Origin of the sequence: Variovorax sp. J31P207, assembly GCF_030316965.1 — a bacterium.
Taxonomy (GTDB): Bacteria; Pseudomonadota; Gammaproteobacteria; order Burkholderiales; family Burkholderiaceae_C; genus Variovorax; species Variovorax ginsengisoli_B.
Genome location: NZ_JASZYN010000008.1, coordinates 1 through 18,879 on the forward strand (window position 1 = coordinate 1; position 18,879 = coordinate 18,879).

At 60.8% G+C, this 18,879-nt stretch carries 15 protein-coding genes; 6 read left to right on the forward strand and 9 right to left on the reverse strand.

What is annotated here, in order from left to right; genetic code table 11:
* Positions 1-121 precede the first annotated feature (121 nt).
* Positions 122-808, forward strand: a complete 687-nt coding sequence (locus QTI68_RS25465) for an AAA family ATPase (RefSeq protein WP_286525595.1) — start codon at positions 122-124, stop codon at positions 806-808.
* Between the two features lie 94 nt (positions 809-902).
* Here the strand turns inward: QTI68_RS25465 and QTI68_RS40185 are convergent, their stop codons facing one another.
* Complete coding sequence (locus QTI68_RS40185) at positions 903-1,952, reverse strand: TniQ family protein (protein WP_353506445.1); 1,050 nt, start codon at positions 1,950-1,952, stop codon at positions 903-905.
* Between the two features lie 859 nt (positions 1,953-2,811).
* Positions 2,812-3,102 (reverse strand): helix-turn-helix domain-containing protein, encoded by a 291-nt coding sequence (locus QTI68_RS25470; protein WP_286525597.1) that lies wholly within the window; start codon positions 3,100-3,102, stop codon positions 2,812-2,814.
* A gap of 371 nt (positions 3,103-3,473) precedes the next feature.
* Between QTI68_RS25470 and QTI68_RS25475 the strand changes: the two genes are divergently transcribed.
* From QTI68_RS25475 to QTI68_RS25490, 4 genes are read left to right on the forward strand one after another with little or no spacing between them, the layout of a single operon-like run.
* On the forward strand, positions 3,474-3,968 hold the full coding sequence (locus QTI68_RS25475; protein WP_286525599.1) for a hypothetical protein: 495 nt from the start codon (positions 3,474-3,476) through the stop codon (positions 3,966-3,968).
* 4 nt (positions 3,969-3,972) lie between these two features.
* The gene (locus QTI68_RS25480) at positions 3,973-4,815 is read left to right on the forward strand and encodes a metallophosphoesterase (protein ID WP_286525602.1); all 843 of its coding nucleotides are present in this window, start codon (positions 3,973-3,975) and stop codon (positions 4,813-4,815) included.
* On the forward strand, positions 4,812-5,222 hold the full coding sequence (locus QTI68_RS25485; RefSeq protein WP_286525604.1) for a helix-turn-helix domain-containing protein: 411 nt from the start codon (positions 4,812-4,814) through the stop codon (positions 5,220-5,222). Before QTI68_RS25480 ends, QTI68_RS25485 begins: the two co-directional genes overlap by 4 nt.
* Positions 5,223-5,228: 6 nt before the next feature.
* Positions 5,229-6,263, forward strand: a complete 1,035-nt coding sequence (locus QTI68_RS25490; RefSeq protein ID WP_353506443.1) for a metallophosphoesterase — start codon at positions 5,229-5,231, stop codon at positions 6,261-6,263.
* Positions 6,264-6,338: 75 nt separating this feature from the next.
* On the opposite strand, the gene QTI68_RS25500 is transcribed toward QTI68_RS25490, so the two are convergent.
* Complete coding sequence (locus tag QTI68_RS25500; RefSeq protein ID WP_286525607.1) at positions 6,339-7,100, reverse strand: H-NS histone family protein; 762 nt, start codon at positions 7,098-7,100, stop codon at positions 6,339-6,341.
* Positions 7,101-7,717: 617 nt separating this feature from the next.
* Complete coding sequence (locus QTI68_RS25505) at positions 7,718-7,867, reverse strand: hypothetical protein (RefSeq protein ID WP_286525609.1); 150 nt, start codon at positions 7,865-7,867, stop codon at positions 7,718-7,720.
* A gap of 363 nt (positions 7,868-8,230) precedes the next feature.
* Between QTI68_RS25505 and pabB the strand changes: the two genes are divergently transcribed.
* Positions 8,231-10,000 (forward strand): aminodeoxychorismate synthase component I, encoded by a 1,770-nt coding sequence (pabB, locus tag QTI68_RS25510; RefSeq protein WP_286525611.1) that lies wholly within the window; start codon positions 8,231-8,233, stop codon positions 9,998-10,000.
* Between the two features lie 232 nt (positions 10,001-10,232).
* On the opposite strand, the gene QTI68_RS25515 is transcribed toward pabB, so the two are convergent.
* The 5 genes from QTI68_RS25515 to QTI68_RS25535 all read right to left on the reverse strand — a co-directional run bounded on the left by QTI68_RS25515 (position 10,233) and on the right by QTI68_RS25535 (position 18,874).
* Positions 10,233-11,210, reverse strand: coding sequence for a DedA family protein/thiosulfate sulfurtransferase GlpE (locus QTI68_RS25515; RefSeq protein ID WP_286525613.1), 978 nt, complete (start codon positions 11,208-11,210; stop codon positions 10,233-10,235).
* Between the two features lie 206 nt (positions 11,211-11,416).
* Positions 11,417-11,587: a hypothetical protein gene (locus QTI68_RS25520; protein ID WP_286525615.1), complete on the reverse strand. Its 171-nt coding sequence runs from the start codon at positions 11,585-11,587 to the stop codon at positions 11,417-11,419.
* A gap of 766 nt (positions 11,588-12,353) precedes the next feature.
* The gene (locus QTI68_RS25525; RefSeq protein ID WP_286525617.1) at positions 12,354-12,803 is read right to left on the reverse strand and encodes a lecithin retinol acyltransferase family protein; all 450 of its coding nucleotides are present in this window, start codon (positions 12,801-12,803) and stop codon (positions 12,354-12,356) included.
* Positions 12,804-12,992: 189 nt separating this feature from the next.
* Positions 12,993-18,500, reverse strand: a complete 5,508-nt coding sequence (locus tag QTI68_RS25530) for an AAA family ATPase (protein ID WP_286525619.1) — start codon at positions 18,498-18,500, stop codon at positions 12,993-12,995.
* Positions 18,497-18,874 carry a response regulator transcription factor gene (locus QTI68_RS25535; RefSeq protein ID WP_286525620.1) on the reverse strand — a complete coding sequence of 126 codons (378 nt, stop codon included), beginning with the start codon at positions 18,872-18,874 and terminating at the stop codon, positions 18,497-18,499. The genes QTI68_RS25530 and QTI68_RS25535 overlap by 4 nt, the downstream gene beginning before the upstream one ends.
* Positions 18,875-18,879 lie beyond the last annotated feature (5 nt).

The window sequence follows — 18,879 nt, forward strand, 5'->3', positions numbered from 1 at the left end:
GTACCGCTCCGGCCCCGGGGCTGGGTGGCGGGCGCGCCGGCAACGCAGCGCAACGACAACTACTCAATGATCTTGCTCGACCGCACCGCACAAGATAATTGACGCCCGGCGCTCAGAATAGTTGACGCCGGGCATTTGGGGCGACCCCGGCCTGGGGAAGACTGCCTACGCCAATGATCTGGCGAAGGCCATCGGAGCTCCTTTGCGGCAGCAGTCGATGGAAAACGCCCAGACCACGTCTCTGCTGCTTGGTACGGAGCGCCACTGGAGTACGGCTACGCCCGGGCTCGTATTCGAGGAGATCTGCCTGGGAGGATTTGCGAACCCGGTGTTTTTGATCGATGAGTTGGACAAGGCCTCTAGAAAATCCAACTACGATCCCCTCGCGCCGTTGCACTCATTGCTTGAACCTCTTACAGCTAAGAGGGCACGCGATGCTGCTTTGGACATTGAGTTCGATGCGAGTCTTGCAACCTTTGTCGCCACCTCCAACGATCCGGAACGGGTACCCCTGTCTTTGCGCTCGCGGTTTCGTGAGTTTCATATCTTGGCGCCGACTGGCGCCCACGCGCTGCAGGTTGCTCGTGCGGTGGCTACCGCGGCGGCGGCGGACCTGGAGATTCCGGGATTCGCTTCACCGACGCATGCGCTTTGTCACCAGCTCGCTCATCTGACTGCTCGCGAGATCTACCAAACAGTGCAGGATGCAGTTGCGCAAGCGTTGAGTGTGGGTAGGCGATACCTCATCATGGGTGACCTATCTGCTGAGGTTCTGGACTCTGATTCAGATAGACGGACGTTGCACTAGGGATAGAAGGCGGACAGGAACTGCGGAGACACCGAACGAAGTCCTAATCCATTTGGCCCAAACTTCTGGTTCTGAAGATTTCCCGCGTCTAAGGCTATGTTGTACAGAGGGGGCGGGTGCTCCTGGTGGTCGCGTGGATCGCCGGCGTCTGGGCGCGGCTGGCTAGGCGGTTACCCCATGCGGCGTCTACAAGGGCTGCACACGCCAGTTCGCTCGAGCGCCACTGCAGCGAACTCCACAGTACCAGGAAGAGTACGGGATGCAACTTCCTACTCGGGTCCAAGCATTGCGAAATCCACGTGCCTTGAGCAAGGTTTGATAGCCATGCTGGGCATGCGTTGAGGAACTTCGATGTTTCGGTCGTGCGAAACCACTCATCCAATGAGGCGTCCCGAACGACCGATGAAAGGCATCGCACGCCTAGTTTGAGCAGTCTCTCGGCCGCCCTCGATTGAGCAAGCGAGAGATCCACAGCGGCTCCGTCGGACGACAGGACCACATGGCCTAGGCTGGCAAGCAGATTCCCTAGTTGCGCACAGTCGTCACCCAACGACCTTCGCTTCGCTCGACACAGAACATCTGTCGGCAAGAGCCAGCGCATGTACCTGGTCGGAACCCAGAAAAGTGCACGGCGATGTTGCACGCAAAGCCACGTCGTCGGCAACTGATGGGAAACATGCCAGTAGGGGCGTCCGAGGCGCGCTATGTCCTCCGAGACGCAATCGGGGCACCATTTCAAAGGATGCTGGGGCCAGAATGAGCCTGGCATCCGATAGTTAAGCGACCGAGTTGGCTCACGCGCGGTCCAGGCCGCTGTCGCGACGTGTCGGGCAGACGGCGTCATGAAAGGAATGTAGAGGCCGGCGACGGTGTGGCGAGCCGCCCATCGGAAGGCCCCCTCTGGTGTATCCGTTTCCGGCAAAGGTAGGCGCGGCAGCGAGTGAGGCTGGGCGTGACGCCACGCACCAGAACGAATGCCGAACAGGTTCAGTGAGGTCGTCTCACCATTGGCGCTCCCGCTGAGTCGATGGGTTGTCGAGCAGAAGCTGTACGCAGTTTCATCGTCCTCGATCCAGGGAAGAAATGTCAGCGAGCGATTCTGAGTATGTTGCGAACACAGTTTGTACCATACAGCATGGTGCATAAAAAAGCAAATGAGATCAGGCACGAGGTGACCGCGCCGTCGCAACCAAAGTCCGTTGCGTTGTCGTGGCGCTGAGGGCCTTGCCGGCGGCTACCTTCAGTGCTTAGGCGCCGCGGCCAAAGACGTGCTGGACAGTCAGACCAAACGTGGCGATCACCCTTGATGCGAGCTTGGCGATTTTACGTAGCGACCTCCAACGATCCGGGCAGGGCTTCGGAGTCAGGCGCTCAAGATTGCGAGAGTTTCAGATCTCGGCCCAATGGGAGAACAGGCATTGCAGGCGGCACGCGTGGTCGTGAAGGACGCAATAGAGCAACTCGGAGTGAGGGGTTCTTCGATCTGGAAGCAAAGTTCGCGCATGCACTTGCCCATCTGACGGCGCGAGAGATCACCCACGCGGTGCGGTCTCCCAGGCGCTGCAGGATATGCGCATGCACTTGGTCGAGGCGGATGCTTCCACGGACCCGTCGGACGCCGGGTGCTTCGCAGCGACAGCTTTGCTGACGGTCAGACGTCAGTGGTCGCCCTACCCCGCGTGAGGAAGCGCTTAGTCGGGCGGAGGGGTTTCGAAGACTCCGCACCGCTCGGAGGCTGCTGTGGGCTTCCGGCAGCGAGGCCGGCTGGTCGAGCTTCTGGCAGAGGGCGTGCGTGCGCCGATCGTGTCACGCAAACTCGCGAGCGAACCTTCAGCGATCAAATTCCGTAACGGACTACTTACGCGGAGAATTTCCAGATGTTGCTTCGCTTACGCAGTTGGTGTCCGCTTTGAGGACCACGCCGCGTCATGGCTCAGGCTAGCGCCGCAACGAAATATCGCTGGCGGGGCGAAACGCAGATCGACGAGGCGTCCGCCAGGCAACTAGGCCTGAGCCTTCAGTTTTACTTTTCGCTTGCCAGTCTGCTTTTCCGCGTAATAGCGCTCTGCCACGGAACGAACCAGCTCATCGGGCTCGAGGCCGAGGCCTTCGGCGATCCGGAACAAGGAGGTCAAGGAAGGGCTTGTCGTGCCGACCTCAAGCTTTGCGACGAAAGACCTGTTCAGCGAAGCTGCGAACGCCAACGTGTCCTGGTTGACCTCAAGCGCTGCCCGCCGAACTTTGAGTTCGGCTGCAAACGCTTGCAGCAACACAGGATCTTGGTTCGACCGCATGCGACGAATCTCGCCGCCTGCGCTTGTTTATGCACCCGCTTGTATGATACAAATCGACATTTGGGGCAAACTTTTTGATGCGGGTGTTGCGGTGCAGCACCACTTTTCGCTTGCAGATCAGCCATGTGGACTTCGACCTTCGAGAGCGCTGGTAGTCAGCGCTCCGGAGTTCGAGGCCTTCAAACCTGGGTTGGCAATTCACCTGAAGGTTCTGGTCCAGGGCGCCCCCGGATGAGTCGGTTTGTCCCCGAGCCGTGCCGTCGAGCGGGCTTCGCTGCGTGCGGAGCTTCTGAATGCTCTGCAGACGGGTTGAGGTCGCCATGGTCCGGCGGGAGAACCGCGACGAGTGGCGTTGTGAAAAGGAGCTAACAGTGAGGATCGACACGCCCAAGGCCCTTGCAGACCGCTTCCCATGTATTTTCCCGCTCGAAGGGGAGGAGCGGCGACGCGCGTACATGTTCTTCCGAGGGTGGATGGCGCTCTTGGCGAAGCCCTGCGAAGACACTGACGAACTCCTCGAGGCAGACAAGCGCGCCTTCCACTGCTTGCGGTTGCGAGGGAACTTCACCTCGCCGAGCTTTGCCTATCGGATTGAGCGGAAGGCGCGCGTCGCCATCAACATCCATCGCCCGACCGAGGTGCATCGGCACGAATGTGGGCCCGCCGAGGGCTGCGATCCGGTGGCGTTGGTTGACGAGCGCGTGCTCCAGCTCGAGGTGGAACTGAGATCTCGGTGCATGGTCTGCGGCGGCCTTCGGAGATCTGCAACGATCGGGGGCCGTGGGCGTCGCTACGCCTTGTGCACCGTGCAGAAGGCGATCGACCCCATGGCCACATGGGTTCAGTTTGGGAAGCCGCTCAGGTGAAGCCATGAAGGCGCTGATCCTTTCCGATCTGCACCTCGAGTTCGAGCCCTTCGAGCCGCTTCCGAAAGGAGAGTTCGACGTGGTGATCCTCGCAGGGGACATCCACACGCCCGGTCGGCGCGGCGTCGAATGGGCTGAGGCGCACTTCGCCGGCAAGCCGGCGATCTACGTTCCCGGGAATCACGAGTACTACGGCAGCCGGATGGACCTGGCCCAGTCGGAGGCCCGAACCGTGGCGACTGGCGGCCAGGTGCATCTGCTGGATGGCGGCGAGGTCGTGATCGACGGTGTGCGCTTCCTCGGCTGCACGCTCTGGACGGACTTCGAGTTGGCGATCGAAACACCCGAAGGTCGACGACGAGACGCTGGGCTGGCCATGAGGAGGGCGACCAATCTCATGAACGACTACACCCTGATCCGGACTGCCGACGAACTCGCAGAGCCAGATACTTGGCGCAGCCGTCAAGGGCGAAGGCTGAGGGCGGAAGACACGCTCAAGATCCATCAATGCCAGCGAGCTTGGTTGAGCGAGAAACTCGCGGAACCGTTCGCAGGGACCACCGTGGTCGTCACGCACCATCCACCGCATCGTGGTTCGCTCGCGAAGCGCTACGAAGACGACTGGGTGTCGGGCGCCTTCGTCAATGAACTGCCTGAGATGTTCTTCGACGTACCAGTGCTCTGGGTTCACGGGCACACACACCAGAGCTTCGACTACCGCGTCCGCTCATGCCGCGTCGTATGCAACCCCCGTGGCTACGTCAATTGGAGCGGCAGGACGGAGAACCAGACGTTTGATCCCGGTCTGGTGCTCCAATTGTCAGACTGTAGTGTTGGGCTGACATGACCAGGGTTCTCTACGCGACGGTCGAAGAGACAGCGATTTTGCTTCGCGAGGGGAAAAAGTACCGTCACGAACGCTTGCGATCGGCCGACATGTTCACCGTCACAGAAGCCGCCTCGCTCCTGAACGTAGATGCTTCGACGATCGTCACGTGGATCAGTGGCGGCCGGTGCATTGGGCTTGCCGGCCCAGACGGAACGCTGAGGATTCCTCGTTGGCAGTTCGAGCCGTCTGCCTGGTCAGCGATTCAGCCCATCGCCCGATCTCTGGGCACGCGGGATCCCTGGCAAGTCCTCGTCTTCCTTGAGACGCCGGCGCCTGCGCTGGAAGGCTTGACGCCACGAGTAGCTCTCGAAAGAGGTATCTCGATCGACCGCGTGTTGGACGCAGCCATCGCCGACGCGCATTGATCAAAGATGAAGCTTCTGATTCTTTCTGATCTTCACGCTGAATTCGAGACCTTCGAGGTGCCGAAGGACCTGGACTACGACGTGGCCGTCCTGGCGGGCGATATCGTTGCGCCCGGTCGCGTGGTCGCGCGCTGGCTGCGAGACCCGACGCGATTTGCTGACAAACCCGTGGTGCAGATCGCCGGCAATCATGAGTATTACGAATCCGTGCTCGATGAGGAAAAGCCGGAGATGCGTCGCCAGGCGCAAGAGCAGGGCGTTCACTTCCTCGATTGCGACGAGGTGGTGATCGCTGGCGTCCGCTTCCTGGGCTGCACGTTGTGGACGGACTTTGCGTTGCGCATCGACAACCCGGGCTTCCCGGGGCAACCAGTGCGGTTGCTTTCCGATCGGTACCGCTCGATGACCGAGAGCTCGCGCTACCTTGCCGACTACTCAGCCATCCGAGTCGACGACCCGCACACAGCAGACTCGCATGGGTCCCGGCGCCTGGTCCCGACGGATACCTTGCTGATTCACCGACGACAACGCTCTTGGCTTCGCAGGAAGCTTGCCGAACCGTTCAACGGGCCAACGGTGGTGGTGACTCACCATGCACCCCATCGCAACTCGCTGGCAGCGCGGTATGCCGAGGATTGGTCCTCTGGCGGCTTCGTCAACGAGATGCGGCCCGAGTTTTTCGAGGTCCCTGTGCTCTGGGTCCATGGGCACACGCACGACAGCTTCGACTACGAAGTGGGGAACTGCCGGGTGATCTCCAATCCGCGTGGCTATCTGAACTGGCACGGGTCATTCGAGAACAAGGCCTTCAATCCTGGACTTGTGGTCGAGGTCGACGCTTCACCGTGTGTGGATCGAGTTCATGACGAAAAGGAACTACTCAGTCTCGCTAGACAGGTCTTCGGGAACGAGGCCGACGCATGGTTACGCAAGCCGCATGCCCTCCTGGGAAGCCAAACGCCAGCAGAGATCGTCGCTGCTGGCGGTCAAGAGCGAGTGCAGATCCTTCTTCGAAGGATCCAGCACGGGATTGTTGTATGACGCGGCCAGCCGCTGTACAGCTGGGCACGGATTCCTGGGGAACAACGGACGATCTCGTGCGCGCCGTACGTGAATTTAGCCCTGGGATGCCGCCGTCTCTGCCGGGGTGGGGGTCGACACAGGCGTCGCAATGGTCGTGGACGCACGCGGGCGGCGGGTCTTGGCGGCGGCTTCCGACTTCGCGGTCTTGGCGACGGCTTGCTTGGGAGCCTTCGCTGCAGGCTTTGGAGCCTTGGCAGCTTTGGCTGCCTTGGGGGCGGCAGCCGCCTTCTTTGCCGCCGTGGCTTTCTTCGAAGGAGCGCCCTTCTTCGGGGCAGCCTTCCTTGCAACCGGCTTTTCTGCTTTCGCTTCGGGAACTGCGACGGAAGCGGAAGCAACCCTCTTGGCGCGAATCGACTTCTTCACTGGTGCTGCAACACTGCGGGCCTTGCGAGTAGCCTTTTTTGCCACGGCAGCGACAGGCACGTCGGATCTCTCGACCGAAGGTGTCGTGATGACGCCAGATTGGTCGATGAGGAACTTGTCACGGTTGCGCGCGGAGGCAATCCACCCGGGAGCCTTGCCGAACCCAGTCCACGTCTTGCCCGTTTTGGGGTGGCGGTACTTGGGAATGCCTGCGCCCTTGCGCGTTGCCTTGCCACCGCCGAGGGCCTTACCTGCGACTGTCTTCAAGGCTTTGGCGCCACGGCCAAAGAGGTGCTCGACGGTCAGGCCAAAGGTGGCGATCGACTCTCTGATCTGCGCAACCACCTTTGTCGTTTCAGCTTCTCGGAGCGCAGCGGCTTCCTTTTCAAGTTTGGCGATGGCAGATTTAATTTGCGCGTAGGACTTCGTCATTGAGTCTGGAACCTTTGAAGTTGAAGGAATTCGTCGCTTGGCGCCGTGAACGTTTGCGACAAAGGCGTCCTTGATAAGTCGATGAATGAACGTCGGCTATTCAAATACGCGCCGGAGTAGATTTTACGCACGAGCGAGCAGGAGGTCACTTTCACGCTTGCATGACGAACGAGGAGCCACTGGAGGACCGTGTGAGCGGTGTCACCTTTGCCGCTCGAGCCGCCTTTGCTCGGGCTGATTCCCAATGGAGGGGAGTCTATCGGGGGCTACGAGATCATGCGCCTTGTGGAATCAGAAATTCCATCCCCTTGGGCGCTGTCGATTGCAAGGACGTCGTGCACTGCGCACGCGTGTACAAAGCTGGGGTCGACCTCAATTCGCCTACAACACTTGCCCAACCATGGGTCGCCTCTATGTCTGCACCTGATTTGTGCTTAGGTTGGGACGCCGGTTTTGCCTCATGCAGACTGTTCCGCCGACGGGTAGCCAAGCCTCCAGGAATCTCCCGACTTGCGCCCATTGCCGCCCGAGGCGAGTGCCAGTAGCTGGAGGTGGCGGGAGAGGCGTTGAGATGAGGCGGATTTTGAGAAGCGCTGTCAAGAGGTCACCCGCAGGGGCTACCAGAGCTTCCACCACGGCCGACGCTCGCGCATGTGCAGGGGCCGAAGGTCAAGGCGATCGACGATGTTGGCCGCGGCGCCGAAGCGGTTGGCAGGTTCGGGTTCCTGATCGGACGATTCGCGACCGTACCTGATCGCGTCTTGCATCGGAGACCGATCTTGTCGATTCAGCGGCGAGGAGGCGGTGTCCGGGGAGAGCATGCGAGCATTCTGGCAGGAGCTTTCCAGCTCGGGTGTGATTAACTTCGCGCGCCTGCTGCCTATTGCGGACCCACCCTTTGGTGGTGATGCAGGGTCGAACAACAGCCGACGCTTTCTCTACGCCGGCGTGCATTTTCAGAGGCGGATGGCGTTGCCGTCGATGCTACGATCGCGCCCATTTTCCCTCCGTCCGCAGCCTGGCAACATCGTGATGAACATGGATAGCGCGCTCTCACCAGCGTCTACACGGCCTTGCCCATCGTCTCCAATCGCCGCGACACCGAGTAGCTCACTCACCAGCGCAACGTAGTGATCATTTCGGCTCGAATCGACCTTTCGTCGCCTCGCGACGCCACGGCAACTCGGCTGCGACGCGTGTTCGGGCCGCCCGTCGAGACTTTGGTGGCGCACAGGCCCGACCAGGTGCGGCCTGTGCTCGAGGCGGTGCACTCACGGTCAATACAAGGGCAATGGTGCGTCGGCTATCTGCGATACGAGGCGGCACCTGCGTTTGACCCGGCGCTGGTCGCGCACCCAGCTGACGGCCCACTCGCCTGGTTTGGGATCCACGATTCAGCACATCCTTGGTCTGAAGCGAGTGAGGACGACGTAGATCCGGACCCGGTCTCGGTGGCCTGGCGCGGGCCGCTGTCGCGCCGCGCCTTTGATTCGGCCCTGGCAGAGCTGCATCGAGCCATCGCCGCAGGCGAGGTCTACCAGGTGAACTACACGGCGAGCCTGCGAGGTACCCTGGACAAAGGGGCAGAGGACCAACAGGCCCAGGCCTTGTTCGAAGCCCTCCAGCGGGCCCAGCCCGGCGGCTATGCGACCTATATCGACGCTGGGAGCGAGCGGGTGTTGTCGGTGTCGCCGGAGTTGTTCTTCGAGTGGCGGGATGGACGATTGCTGACGAGGCCGATGAAGGGTACGGCCGCGCGTGGTATCGATGCGACCGACGACGCCGCCGCAGCCGAGCGGCTTCGCAGTTCGGCAAAGGAGCGGGCGGAGAACGTGATGGTCGTCGACCTCCTGCGCAACGACATGTCCCGAATCGCCGAACCGTTCTCGGTGCGCGTGCCGAGGCTCTTCCACACGGAGGCCTTGTCAACGGTGTGGCAGCTGACCTCAGACATCGAAGCAACTACGCGCGTGGGGACCACGTTGGCTGACGTGTTTGCGGCGCTGTTTCCCTGCGGATCCGTGACTGGAGCGCCAAAGGTCGCGGCGATGCAGTTGATCCGCCACCTCGAACCTGAGCCCCGCGGCGTCTACTGCGGGGCAGTGGGTGTGGTGCAGCCGGGTGGTGTGGCGACCTTCAATGTGCCCATCCGGACCGTCACGCTGAGTGCCGACGGTGCGCGCTGTGGCATCGGTAGTGGCATCACGGCTGATGCCAAGCAGGACGGTGAGTGGGACGAGTGGCGTCACAAGAGGGCGTTCCTCGAGCGTGCCAGCACGCCCTTCGAATTGCTGGAGACCCTTGCGCTGGTCAATGGTCGCCTGAACAACGTCGACGCACATCTGGCAAGGATGGCGGCCGCGGCCAGCCACTTCGGCTTTCGGTGGAACGCACAGTCTGTGACTCAGGGCCTGGACGCACTGCGTATTTCGCATCCCGATGGAGCATGGCGCGTTCGATTGCTGTGCGACTTTCGCGGTCGCCACCAGGTTCAGGTCTTCGCTCTGGATGCTTCGCCTACGCAGGTGCGCCTGGCGCTGGCCGATCGGGCCTTTGAGGCCGCAAAAAATGAGTTCGTGCGATTCAAGACCACCCGGCGTGGCCACTACGAAGCCTTTGCGCCGAGCGGCCCTCATGTGTTCGACACCCTGTTGTGGAACGAACGCGGAGAAATCACTGAGTGCACCCGGGGAAATGTGGCGTTGCTGCTCGATGATCGATGGGTTACGCCGCCGCTGCACTGCGGGCTCCTGGGGGGCATCGGCAGATCAAACTGCCTTCGCGAAGGCAGGGTTGTGGAATCGGTCGTGCATTCTGATGACCTGCCTCGCGTGCGAGGGTTGGCCTTCGTCAACAGCCTGCGGGGCTGGATCGACGCGGTGCTTGAGGAGCCTGTATAGACATGAAAAGCTGCGTTGTGCATGACGCACAGTCTGAAGCACCTACATCCGGAGGATCCACGCAGCTCTGGTCGACGTCCCTAGATTTCGGATGGCTCGACATCCCGTATGCGGCCGGGGCATCCAGACTTCGATGAGGTCTGGGCCTTCGAGGAAGACCCGAGCATGCTGACCGTTGCGGCCATCGGCAAAGTCGGCGACTAGGCTGCCGGCAAGGCCTCCTCGACCGAACCTATCGGCTCGTTGCGCAAACCGATTGCAGCGCCGCAACTCCTGACGGACTCGTACTGTCAACGGGAAGCCCGGATGCGATCCAAGCATCCAGTCCGCCAGCAAGAGGCCTAACAGTGAGGAAGCCTGAGCGTCGGAGTTGACGAGCGACATGGGCAGCTGAAACTTCATTGGGACACTCGCAAAAGACAACAATTTCAGCATGGCGAGGTATGTGCTGTTGATCCTCGTCGACACGGTCCAATGGGAGGTGCACTGCGCCTGGAATCGTGCCGGTCTGTGCACGGCGTGACGCGGGACGAACGTCAACAAGAGTGGGGCGCCTTCCCGCACTGAATAGCTGCTGCAGCTCGTGCACGGTGATCCGGGAGCCCTGATGTTCGCGAAGCAGACGCCGACGTTGCCACCACTTTGCTGCCAGGAAGATGGCCAGTGCGACCACGAACAGCATCAATCCCCAATGCCCGAGGCGCCCGAAAGTGGCGAGAACCTCGTGAACCGTCTCGTGAAAGTGGACCCCAAGCCAAAGTCCGATGCCTATGTACAGCGCCGAGCCAAGGGCATCGACGGCGACGAAGGTGGAAAGGCGCAGTTGGCTGCTTCCAGACAATGCGGTTGCCAGGGTGCCGAAGCCAGGCACAAACTTAGCGACAAGCAACGACCAGACCCCCCAACGCTCGAAAAGCGACTGCGTCTGACGCACACAAGTGTCCGGATTGATGGAGATGCGACAGATCGTGCCAAGAACTCGGGCACCGTGGCTGCGTCCAGCAACGTACCAAGTGACGTCTGCCAACAGGCATGCCGCTACCGTTGCCGCGTAGAGCGAAACAGCAGAGTGGTGACCGTCCACGCTGAGTGCGGCTGCGACAACGAGCACTGGATACGCGGGAAGCGGCACGCCCAATTGCTCGATCAACATCGAGAAGAACGCGATCGCTACGCCGTACGTTGCCAGCAGTGAGAACAATGTATCCATGATGAATTTCCGTTCGAAGGAATAGTTGAAACAACGGTCAGTTCGCTCGGCACTAACGCCAAACTGATTGGCTCCCGGGGCCGTGCGAGCATCTGGGGAACCACGTGGCTCCTCCAGGACACGCGCTGAGATCCGGCTGATTCATGAGGTCTCCCATTGGACGTACTCCTTCAGGTTTTCAGACCATCGTGGTGTGAGCAATCCGATCACTGCGCCGTGTAGCCGCCGTCGACTGCGAGGCTTTGCCTCGTGAGGTAGCGCGGCTTTGTCGCGCCGGCCGCTGACGGCGATGCGATGGCCTTCACGGGCGAAGGCAAGAGCGTGGCGCGGCCGATGCCAGTGAGTGCGCCGGTGATGAGCACGACGGGTGGGTTCATGGTGAAGTTCCTTTGAAGGTTCTCGCGTTTGCCTTTGGATGTGACCGCAATGTTCACGACCACGGAGTGAGGATGCCGGGCACTGCGGTTGGGGTGTATTGCGCTGTGGTCGAGCAGTTCGACCTCTTGGCATGGACGCGCAAGCTTGGCGGGCAAAAAAACGCGGTCGGCGTCCAACCAACGGGCCTAGAGCCTGCGCACATGGTTGAACGCTTCTGAACCTTGGTTCAGGGAGGGGTTGGCAGCGTGAATCCGAAGGGGCGCAGCGAGGGGATGGGTGTCCACGCCACCTTCCGCCGTGCGCATCGATGAGATGGAGCGTCAGAGTGCACGGCATGGGAACCTACAAGGCCGAGCACCCCGCAGATCAGGGTTCGAGCTAAGTCGACGCTCAAGGAGATGTACGAAAGCGGCGTACCGCCTTCGTGCTTTCTCGCGAGACCCATCGAGCTCCCATCGAGCGCCTGCACAAAATGACTCGGCTCATGGCGCTGGGCGTGATGGCGAGCCCGACTCCCGGAAACCCGGACGGTCGAGACGCCAGTGCGGAAGGGGAGGAGGCCAGACGGGGGCAGGCTCGCAAAGTGGGTGCGCTCCTCGTCGACCACGCTGGACACCAGCGACAGCTTCACCTGCGGGAACCAACTCGAGTTCGGCTCAACGCCGAGCGCCTCTTGCTTCTGACCCGCCACTTGCGCGACCCATTGAGTGCCTTGCCGATCCCCGCTGCTGCAGACTTGCTAGCTCTTAGGCAGCCGTTCGATGCTCAGCAGGTCCGCCACCCGTTGAAAAAGCCGACCAGGACTTGAGTGGCGAGCGCCACCACGCGCGATCTCAACAGCAGGCTTTCCACTTGCGGGCTGCGAGCGGTCCCGCTCAGGCACCAGGAGCAGAAGTGCTCGCAGTTGTTGCGCAGCACGTCGTAGGCGTCTTCGCCCAGGCGAGAGCAGGCACGGGCTGCGACTTCGATGCCAGAGTACGCCACGTCCGCCTCACTGTGCAGGTGCACCGGCTGGCCATGGCTGAATTCGGCGAGGCTAACCCTCGCGACGGGACCTCGGCGCAGCGACGAAGACAGGCCCTGGTAGTGGACGACCTGGCCTGCTCCGACATAGATTCCGTGATGTGTGTACCAGCGGCGAGGCGTCACGATGTGCGCGCCGAGAGGAAATTGCATGTCTCGCGCAGCGCTCAGTTCAGTCGTCGTATTCGTCATGTCGGCCTCGTATGCGTTCTCAACCCGGGACTGAGAATGCAACGCGCGGCCGTTGGTTTGTATTGCGTCCTGGTCGACCGTTTCGACCTCTTGGTGTCGATGCGCACGGTTGTCGCGCGCAAATCGCAGGCTGCCGTCAACCAGAACGCCCGGGGCCTAGGCGAACAGTTGGGTGCTCTGAACCTTGGTTCAGGCGAGGGCTGGCAGTGTGAACTTGAAGGCGGCGCCGCGAGGACTGTGGGAGTCTGCCCATAGATTTCCGCCGTGGGCATCGATGATCGACCGGCAGATGGACAGGCCAATTCCCAGGCCACTGGACTTCGTGGTGTAGAAGGAATCGAAAACCCGCTCGCGATGCTCCTGTTCGATGCCAGGACCTGTGTCGCTGACCGTGACGAGCAGGTCTCGCGACGGACTCGATTCAGTGCTGATCAGCAGGTTTCGCGCGTTGGCGTCGACGCCGAGCATCGCCTCGATCGCGTTGAGCATGAGGTTCAACATTACCTGCTGCAGTTGAACCCGATCTCCGTGAACGGGCGGTAGTCCATGCGCGAGTTGCGTGTGGACTGTTACGCAATTCTTTGACAACTCACCCTGCACGAGTGCAATCACGTTGCTGATGGCAACGTTCAGGTCGATGCTCTCCTTGCGAGGAGGCGCTCTTCTGACCTGGTCTCGGATCCGGCTGATGATATCGCCAGCCCTGTAGGTATCGGTGACCACGCACTCGAGCGCCTCATTGACTTCAGCCAGTTCTGGTGGATCCCTGGCAAGAAAGCGCAATGCCGCGTGTGCGTTGTTGCGTGCCGCACCGATCGGCTGGTTGACTTCGTGCGCGATGGACGCCGCGAGTTGTCCCATGGTGGCCAAGCGGTTGGCGTGCGCCAGTTCCATCTGCACCTCGCGCATCGCGTCCGCAGCGTTCTTGCGCTCAGTCAGGTCGAGCACGAACGCGACGCCTTGGTAAGCATCCTCCTCGAACGTTGCCGCGCCGATCAGGACAGGGACGCGGCCGCCGTCCTTACGGGAGAACTCCTTCTCATAGGGCCGGACTCGGCCGGTGGCCTTCAGTGCTGGCACGGACGTCTGATCGTCAAAATCGCGCCATTCCAGCGGCGTCAGGTCCGTCCAGCGGACACGCCCGGAGGTGAGATCCTCGCGCTCGTATCCCACCATGAGAAGAAATGCATCGTTCGCTTCGAGAATCCTGCCCTTAAGATCCCAGAAGAAGATGCCGATAATGTTCGCATCCACCAGGCGTCGGATCCGAGCCTCGCGCTCGGCAAGATCCCGGTACAAGTAGGCATTCTCCATCGAGATTGCGGCCTCCGACGCCAGCAGCTTGAGCACTGTCATCCGGGCGGGAGTGAAGACACCGATCGTCAAATTGTTCTCGAGGTACAGCATGCCCAGTAGCCTGGTTTGCTTGAGTATCGGCAAGCACAGGACCGATCGGGCGTGGTGCTCACGTATGTAGTCATCGTCCGCACCGAACGGGTTCTCGCTCGAGGCGTCATGCAGCAACACGCTTTCCTTGGTGCGCAGGACGTAGCGGAAGACGGGCGCAGGCAGATCTGCTGCAGTGACGCTCGCTTGTCGGAGTTGCACCTCCATCCTGCCAGATCTGCTCGTGACTTCTGCTTCTATCCGATATTCATTCCCTCTGCCAAGAATCAGCAGGCCCCGCTCGGCGCCCGCGTGCTCGATCGCCGTACGCATGATCGTGTCGATCAGCTTCTCCAACACAATCTCACCTGACAGTCTTTCGGAGACCTTCATCACGGTCGCCAGATCGAGGCGCTCGACAGATGTCTGAATCGTCGTGCTGGGCTCCGAGACGAGCTTGTCCCCCCTGAGGCTTGGAAACGACTCCTCGAGCTGTCGGACCTTGGCTCCAGCGCCCCAGCGGAGGTAACAGTTGCGCGCATCCTGAAGATAGGCCGTTGCGATCTTCTCGAAGCCGCGCCCGGCGTAGAAGCGTGCGGCCTGCTCGTTGGCGATTGCTTCGATGTGGACAAAGCCATGGGTGCTCGCCGAACGCATCGCCTTTTCATAGAGATCTTGAGCGTCGAGCACCCGGTCTTCCATCCTGGCGATCTCCGCGCCAACTATTGCTGCGCGGCATTCAAAGGTGACGGGGTTGTGCTGGGCCCACACCTCGAGTTGCCTGTGGTGGCCGATTGAAGCCTCCAAGTGTTGACGCTTCTGGGCGCCAGAAGCGAATCCATGGGCTGCAGCATGCGCGAGCGCCCCGTAGAGTTGGAACTCGGCGGCCTCGAAGTTCGCCGCCGCGTTCCAGAGGAGACGTTGCGCGTTCAGCGTGGCGCCAATCGCTGATGAGTGGTCCCCGGCAAGAAATCGCGCCTGCAACTTGCGTACCCAATAGAAAAATTCGACGAGCCCGAGATTGTGGTCGCTGGCCAGATATTGCTCGGTATCGTGCTCGTTATATCCTTCGTGATCCAGCCGCCCAAATGTCGCGGTGAATCCGCGCAAAGTTAGTGCCAGCCCAAGCTGAGCGCGGCAGATGCCGTTCACAAGACCCAATTGAGCCTTGCTGGAAAAGGCAAGACCATTCTCGGCTTCCTTTTGTACTTCCGTGAGAGGAGTGCCTGTCGCAAAACTGATCGTGATCGATGTGTTGCAGCTATAGCCCGCAAAAGCCATGTCGCCTACCCGATACGCGGCGTCAAACGCTCTGTGTATCAACTCCAGCCCGCTGGCAGGATGTCTTGTCCACGGCACCACGAGTGCACCCATGCACAAGTAGGTTCGCGCTTGATAGCGCGTCAGGCCGCGCTTTTCAACCAAGTCATATCCGAGCTGGCCGAACCGATAGCCGTCTCTGTAGTTCCCAAAGCGCGGTCCGGCGAAAAAGGCTAACCAGACATAGCCGAAGCACGACGCATCGCAGTTGCCGTATTCGAGGCTGAGGCTGACCAAGCGGCAGACGACGAGTGATGAGAGGTGTTCATCGGAGAAGAAAGACGGTGTAACAGCTTCCGAGAGGACGTCCAGGGTGTCGAGGACTTCGGGGTCTGTGATCAGTGGTAACTCCACGAGGTCTTCAATTTGCCGTGTGCCGAGCAGCGTCCAGATCCGCGTGTACTCGCGCATCGCATCCTCGCGGGTTGGACTTCTCGACCAGTCGGTGCCATCGCGGCGCAACCACTCGAGGAAAACGTCGAGTCCGTGGTCGCCTTTGTCCCAATTGGTGTAAAGCGTGAGCCGTAGACGGGTCACGATGCTGTAGTCATGCCGACTCCTTGCGCGTTCGGTGAGCTGCGAAAGACGGACTTCAGCGGCCGGCATGTCTCCAGTCAGCAACTCACACTCGGCAATCAGATACTCGAAGGAAAACATGAGTTCGTAGTTGCGCTCCCATGTTTCCTCGGTGAGCAGGGCGCGCCCGCATCTGAGGTAGTTGAGTGCCGATCCGAACGCTGTCGAGACCTTCGCGCGCCGGCCCGCGATCAGATTCAGATTTGCGACACGCTCCAACTCCTCGACTGAGTTGATGAGATGGGCGCCCCGGTTCAGTTGATAGACGATCTGGAAAACGGCGTCCTCCCGTTTCCCGGCGGGCGTTTGCTCCGCCAACAGGGTGCCAAGGCGAAGATGCGTAGCGGCGCGCAGTTCCTGGGGGACCAATGAATACGCCGCTTCCTGTACCCGGTCGTGCAGGAAGCGATACCCGTCGTTCGAGCGGAAGATCAAGCCAGCACGCACCGCCTCCCACAAGTGGTCGTGCACTTCCTCGACCGATTCCTGACAGGCCATCCGCAACACTTCGAACTCGGCGTTGTCTCCTAGGCACGCAAACTGATTCAGCGTCTTCTGCGTTGCCAACGGGAGGCGGTTCAATTTCCCGAGCAATAGCTCCACCACATTGTCGGTGTAGCCCCTGGCATGGATGAGGCCCGGATCCCATGACCAACGGCCTTCATCGTAGTCGAAGGCCAGTAAACCCTCATCTGCCAGGCCGGATATGAACTGGATCGCAAAAAATGGATTGCCGTTCGTCTTCTCGTGAATCAATTGCGCCAACGGTCCGACGCGCTCAAGTTCGCAGCGGAACGAGTCCGCCAGTAGATGCGCCAAATTTTCTCGATCCAGCGGAGCAAGGACGATTTCCTCCAAATCGGTCCCCGCTTGGCGGATTGCGTCCAGCTTGCGCACCAAGGGGTGTGCGGCGTTGACTTCGTTGTTCCGATACGCGCCGATCAGCAGAAGGTGCTTCAGATCAGAGCGTGTCAGCAGGTTCTCGAGTAGGTCGAGCGTGGCCGCGTCCAGCCATTGAAGATCGTCCAGGAAGAGGGCAAGCGGATGTTCGGGCCGGGCGAATACGCCGATGAATCGGCGAAATACCAGCTGAAATCGTTTCTGCGCATCCTGCACGGGAAGTTCGAGCACGGGCGGCTGTTCACCGATGATGTACTTGAGTTCTGGGACGAGTTCGACCATGAGTAGGCCGTTCGGCTCCAGCGCGTCGCGAAGCGCGTCACGCCAACTGCGCAACTCTTCCTCGTTCTTGCTCAAGAGCGTACGGACCAGTCCTTGGAGCGCCTGAGCCATCGTGGCATACGGAATATCGCGCTTGTACTGATCGAATTTGCCTGATGCGAACAACCCGCGAGTCGGAACGAGCGCTTTCTGGAGTTCGTTGACGACAGCGGATTTGCCGATGCCTGAGTAGCCGGAGATGAGCAACAACTCGGGCCCGGCTCCGACGACGATGCGATCGAATGCGGCAAGAAGGGTATAGACCTCCGATCCGCGCCCGTAGAGTTTCTCAGGGATCATGAGGCGGTCTGGCGTGTCGTGATCTCCCAGTGAAAAATCGTGAATGCGCCCGTCCGCATTCCATTGCGCAAGGCAGCGCCGAAGATCGCTCTCGATACCCGCCGCCGTCTGATATCGCTCCTCGACGGTCTTGGAGAGCATCTTCATCGTGATGGCGGAGACAGCGGTCGGAATGCTCGTCAATCGTTCGCTAGGGTTTGCCGGCTGTCTCGCGATATGACAATGCACCCATTCCATCGGCTCGGATGCCGTGAACGGAAGGGACCCTGTCAGCATCTCATAGAAGGTGACTCCGAGCGAGTACAGGTCGCTTCGGGAATCGACGGAGCGGTTCACCCGTCCGGTCTGCTCAGGTGCCATGTAGGCGAGGGTTCCTGCGATGAATTCGGGGGGGTCTAGCGCCTGGCGCTCACGCGGGAGGCGTGACGCAATGCCGAAGCCGGTGAGCCAGACAAGGTCCGTCGCCGAATCCACGATCAAGTTGGAAGGCTTGATGTTCTTGTGTATGAGGCCGCTTCCGTGGAGGCGGCCGAGGGCGGACGCCATGGCCGCTGCCAGGCGCAAGAATTGTCCGATTTCCATGGGCTGGCGGATCAGGCGATCGAGTGGTGTGCCTGTTGAGTACTCGACGAACAACGTCGTCTGCCCATGCTCACGCACGAGTTCAACGGGGCGCAACGCCCACGCAGCGTCGAGGCAATCCTTGAGTTCGTATTCATGCGCTAGGTAACGGGTGCCTTGAAGCATCTGGTGTTCGCCGCCTGAACGCGTTGGCATGAAAGCGTGCCGGTCACCTCCTGAATCAATGCCCCCGAGTCTGCAGAACACTCGTTCGGCGTCCTCCCAAAGCACCTCTGGTGAATCCTGGCCCGAATCGCCGTCGAGCGCGTTCATGGCGCGACTCGAGGTGTCCGGTCGCACGCGAACGCGCGATTCAGACAGTCGATCAGGATCGCCTCGTCCAATGGCTTGTGAAGATAGCAGTCGACTCCCAGGCTCAACATGCGTTGACGAACGCGGTCTTCCGGATGTGCCGTGATCAGGATCGTCGGGATGGTGTGCCCTGTCGCGATCAGATGCTGGTACAACTCGGCCCCTGTCATGGAGGGCATGTGAATATCGGCGACCAGGCAGGCCGTAGCAGCAAGTTGAGTGGACGCGAGAAAATCCGCCGCGGACGGGAACGCAGAGACCGTGTAGCCATGCGACTTGAGCAGTCTTCGCAGCGAGTCGCGAAAGGCCTGGTCGTCATCGACGATGGAGATCAAGTGTG